The sequence below is a fragment of the Mycobacterium sp. genome (genome assembly GCF_036488105.1).
GTDB lineage: Bacteria > Actinomycetota > Actinomycetes > Mycobacteriales > Mycobacteriaceae > Mycobacterium.
In genome coordinates, this window is record NZ_DASXHW010000561.1 from 1 (window position 1) to 4,418 (window position 4,418).

General features: G+C 64.4%; 5 protein-coding genes. 1 reads left to right on the forward strand and 4 read right to left on the reverse strand.

Annotated elements, in window-relative coordinates; genetic code table 11:
- Positions 1-525 (forward strand): phosphate signaling complex protein PhoU (phoU, locus tag VGH54_RS29590; RefSeq protein WP_331515744.1); only part of this gene is annotated, 525 nt, incomplete at its 5' end.
- Here phoU and pstB read toward each other — a convergent pair.
- The 4 genes from pstB to pstS are packed head-to-tail and all read right to left on the reverse strand — an operon-like array spanning position 522 to position 4,399.
- Positions 522-1,298: a phosphate ABC transporter ATP-binding protein PstB gene (gene pstB / locus VGH54_RS29595; protein WP_331515745.1), complete on the reverse strand. Its 777-nt coding sequence runs from the start codon at positions 1,296-1,298 to the stop codon at positions 522-524. The genes phoU and pstB overlap by 4 nt on opposite strands.
- Entirely contained in the window at positions 1,291-2,223 is a 933-nt protein-coding gene (gene pstA / locus VGH54_RS29600; protein ID WP_331515746.1) for a phosphate ABC transporter permease PstA, read from the reverse strand. The genes pstB and pstA overlap by 8 nt, the downstream gene beginning before the upstream one ends.
- Complete coding sequence (gene pstC, locus VGH54_RS29605; RefSeq protein WP_414688840.1) at positions 2,220-3,293, reverse strand: phosphate ABC transporter permease subunit PstC; 1,074 nt, start codon at positions 3,291-3,293, stop codon at positions 2,220-2,222. The genes pstA and pstC overlap by 4 nt, the downstream gene beginning before the upstream one ends.
- Positions 3,290-4,399, reverse strand: coding sequence for a phosphate ABC transporter substrate-binding protein PstS (gene pstS, locus VGH54_RS29610; RefSeq protein ID WP_414688841.1), 1,110 nt, complete (start codon positions 4,397-4,399; stop codon positions 3,290-3,292). The genes pstC and pstS overlap by 4 nt, the downstream gene beginning before the upstream one ends.
- Positions 4,400-4,418 lie beyond the last annotated feature (19 nt).

Consider the following 4,418-nt stretch of genomic DNA (forward strand, 5'->3'; position numbering starts at 1 on the left):
CACGAGAAGATCGCCGAGATGAGCACCCAAGCCGAAGAGTCCGCTTTCGTCTTGCTTGCCCTGCAGGCGCCCGTCGCCGGCGACCTTCGGTCGATTGTGAGCGCCATCCAGATGGTCGCCGACATCGACCGGATGGGGGCGCTGGCGCTGCACGTCGCCAAGATCGCTCGCCGACGTCATCCCCAGCACGCACTGCCCGAGGAAGTGAACGGCTACTTCGCTGAAATGGGCAGAGTCGCAGTGGAATTGGGCAACAGTGCGCAGGAAGTGCTGTCATCGCGAGACCCGGAGAAGGCCTCCCGGATCCGCGAAGAAGACGACGCGATGGACGACCTGCACAGCCACCTGTTCACTGTGCTGATGGACCGCGAGTGGAAGCACGGCGTGGCTGCAGCCGTCGACGTGACCTTGCTTGGCCGCTTCTACGAGAGGTTCGCCGACCACGCCGTCGAGGTGGCGCGACGAGTCATCTTCCAGGCGACCGGGCACTTCCCCGAGGACGAGACCGTCGCCAGATCCGGCTAGCCGAAGCGGCCGGAGATGTAGTCCTCGGTGGCTTTCTGGGTCGGGTTGGAGAAGATCTTCTCGGTGTCGTCGATCTCGATCAACCGGCCCGGTTTACCGACTGCCTCCAGGTTGAAGAACGCGGTGTGATCGCTGACTCGCGCTGCTTGTTGCATGTTGTGCGTGACGATGACGATGGTGTATTCCTGCTTCAACTCGGCGATGAGGTCCTCGATCGCCATCGTCGAAATCGGGTCCAGCGACGAACACGGCTCATCCATCAACAACACGTCGGGTTGCACGGCGATGGCCCGCGCGATGCAGAGTCGCTGCTGCTGACCGCCGGACAACCCGCCACCGGGCCGGTCTAATCGGTCCTTGACCTCGTCCCACAGGTTGGCGCCCCGCAGCGCGTATTCGGCGGTGTCGTCGAGCAGCTTTCGGTTGCGCACGCCCTGCAGTTTCAGGCCGGCCACCACGTTGTCGCGAATCGACATGGTAGGGAACGGGTTTGGACGCTGGAACACCATGCCGATCGCGCGCCGCACACCAACCGGGTCGATGCCCGAGCCGTAGATGTCGTCGTCGTCGAGCAGCACGCTGCCTAGCATCCGGGCACCGGGCGTGACTTCGTGCATCCGGTTCAGGGTGCGCAGCACGGTCGTTTTGCCGCAGCCCGACGGCCCGATGAATGCCGTCACGCTGCGCGGCAGAACCGACAGCGACACGTCGGCGACCGCCTGGAACGCGCCGTAAAAGATGTTGACGTCCTTGAGATCCAACCGCTTAGCCACTGGAACTCCTGCCTATCCTTTCCGGCTCAAAGAATTTCGAGACGACCCTGGCCACCAGGTTAATGACGGCGATCAGCACAATCAGCGTCAGGGCAGCGCCCCACAGCCTATTGCTGGGAATCGGCGCGGTACCCGCGCCAGCCGAGGTCTGGTCGTACATCATGCCCGGCAGCGAGCCCATGAAGCCACCGAACATGTCGAAGTTCATCGCCTGCGAGTAGCCGACCAGGATCAGCAGCGGCGCCGTCTCACCCATCACCCTGGCCAACGCCAGCAGGATGCCGGTGATGATGCCGGACATCCCGGCCGGCAGCACGATCTTGGTGATCGTCCTCCAGTTCGGCACACCCAGCGCATAGCTGGCCTCGCGCAGCTCCACCGGAACGATCAGCAGCATCTCCTCGGTCGACCGCACGATCACCGGGATCATCAGCAGCACCAGGGCCAGCGCTACCGCGAAACCGGATCGCGGGAAACCGAGTGTGGCGATGCACAACGCATACACGAACAAGGCGGCGACGATCGAAGGCACCCCGGTCAGGATGTCCACCATGAACGTGGTGAGCTTGCCCAGGGTACTTTCCCCGCCGTACTCGACCAGATAGACGGCGACGAAAACACCGATAGGTATCGATATGGCAGCGCACACCAGGCCTTGCAGGACAGTGCCGACGATGGCGTGGTATGCGCCGCCACCGGACATGAACGCCGTCATGTCGGCTTGGGAGTGTGTCCACCACTCACTGGACCTGATCGCACCCAATCCTTGGGCCACTACCGAGTACAGCACCCAGATCAGCGGTACCAGCGCCACCCCGACCGACAATGTAACCAGCAGTGTCGCAACGACATTGGCGAGCCGACGACGCGCACTCACGCCGGTGAATGTCAGCGCCTTCAGTGGCCGGTCCAGGATCGACGTCATCGGGTGCCCTTGCCCGCGACAGTGGCGCGCGCCATCGCATTCACCAGAAGCGTGAGCAGGAAGAGCACCAGGCCGGCGGCGATATAGGCGCCGGCCTTGTACTGGTTGTTGAACTCGTATGCGGTGGCCGCGATCTTGGTCGCGAAGGTATAGCCGCCGTCGAACAGCGACCAGCCGAACGCCGCCTGGGTGCCGCGCAGGATGATCAGCAGCGCGATGGTCTCACCTAGCGCGCGGCCCAGGCCCAACATCGCACCGCTGATGTAGCCCGACCGCCCAAACGGCAACACCGCGGTCTTGACGACCTCCCAGCGGGTCGCGCCGAGCGCGAGCGCGGCCTCTATGTGGCCTTGCGGCGTCTTCATGAAGACCTCGCGGGTGACCGCGGTGATGATCGGCAGGATCATCACCGCCAGCACGATCCCTGCGGTGAAAATGGTGCCGCCGCCGGACACGGAGGCGTTGCCGGTCGCGAACAGGAACACCCCGCCCAGGTGCGCATTCAGCCAGGTCGCAACCGGTCGCAACCGCGGCGCCAGCACGTAGAGGCCCCAGACGCCATAGATGATCGACGGGACCGCAGCAAGCAGGTCGACGAGGTAGGCCAGTGGTCCGGTGACGCGGCGCGGCGAGTACTGGGCGAGGAAGATCGCGATCCCCAACGCCACCGGCATTGCCAAGACCAGAGCGAACAACGCCACCATGACCGTCACCTGGACCAGGTCGAAAACGCCGAATCGCATCGCCGCGGTGTTGGTGGTGTCCCAATTGCCGCCGTAGGTGAAGAAGTTTTCCTGGTTGCGGGCCAGCGCCGGGACCGCGCGCACCAGCAGAAACAGGCCGATGGCCGCGATGAGAACGACGATCAGGACGCCCGACCCTTCGGACAAACCCCGGAACATTCGTTCGCCGCGACTGGGTTTGGCGCTGCCCCACAACAGCGGGCCGGGAGCCGGCCAACGCAGCGGCGCGGCGACGGCCTCACCCGAACCGTTATCGGCTGGATTCGGCGTCGTCACGGTGTTCCCATCAGTGAAAACCTTCGGCCATAGGTTAATCCGTTCGATCACCGGATCGCGTTGATCGCGGCGATCAAGCGCTTCTTGAATTTATCGGGCAACGGGACATAACCTGCGGCCGACAGACCGTCTTGCGCGTTATCGGCTGCCACCGTCAAGATGGACCTGACCGCGGCACTGGTGGCCGGGTCGTAACCCTTCGAGCAAACGATTTCGTAGGTGGCCAGCACCAGCGGGTAAGCACCGGCGGCTCGGGTGCTGTAAATCGACTTCAGATTCAGTTCCAGGTCGTCTCCCGGACCGGCAAAGGTGGCGCCGTCGATGGCCTTGCGGGCCGCGTCGGCGGTCAGCGCGACCGGGCCGCTGCCGTCGTCGATCTGCGCGTACGGCACCCCGCTTTGATCGGCGAAACCTTTCTCGACGTAGCCGATCGAGCCGGGCGCAGACTGCACGGCCTGGATCACGCCGGCGGACTTCTGCGCGCCCTCGCCTACGCCGCCCTGAAACTCGCTGCCGGTCCCCCGGGTCCAGCTGTTCGGGGCGGCCGCGGCCAGATACTTCTGAAAGTTGTCGGTGGTACCCGAGGAGTCCGATCGGTAGACCGGCGAGATCTTGGTGGCGGGCATATTCACGCCGGGATTGAGCTTGACGATGGCCGGATCGTTCCAGTCAGTGATCCAGCCGCTGAAGATCTTGGCCAGCACGTCCGCATTGACTGTCAGCCGCTTGACGCCGTCTAAGTGGTAGGCAACCGCGACTGGCCCGAAAACCACAGGCAGGTGCCAGGCGGGATTTCCGTTGCAGCGCTGCGCCGCCGGCTCGATCTGGTCGCGGCTCAGTGGTGAGTCCGAGCCGGCAAAATCCACGTGCCGCGCGATGAACTGCTCACGTCCGGCGGCCGAGCCGGTTGGGTTGTACGCCAACTGTTTTCCGGGGCACAACTGAGCCCAGTCCAAGTTGAACAACGCGATGGCGTTCTGCTGGGCCGTGGATCCCTCCGCGGTCAGCGCGGTCTTGCCGTCACAGTTCACCGGGCCCTTCGGCGCCTTGAGGCCGTGCAGGTTGTTGTCGCTACCGCAGCCGGTCGACGTCATTCCCACGATCACCGCCGTCGACGCCGCGGCTGCCAGCGCTCTGCGCACCGCGTCGAGCTTCACTGATCTCGCTTTCGCCACT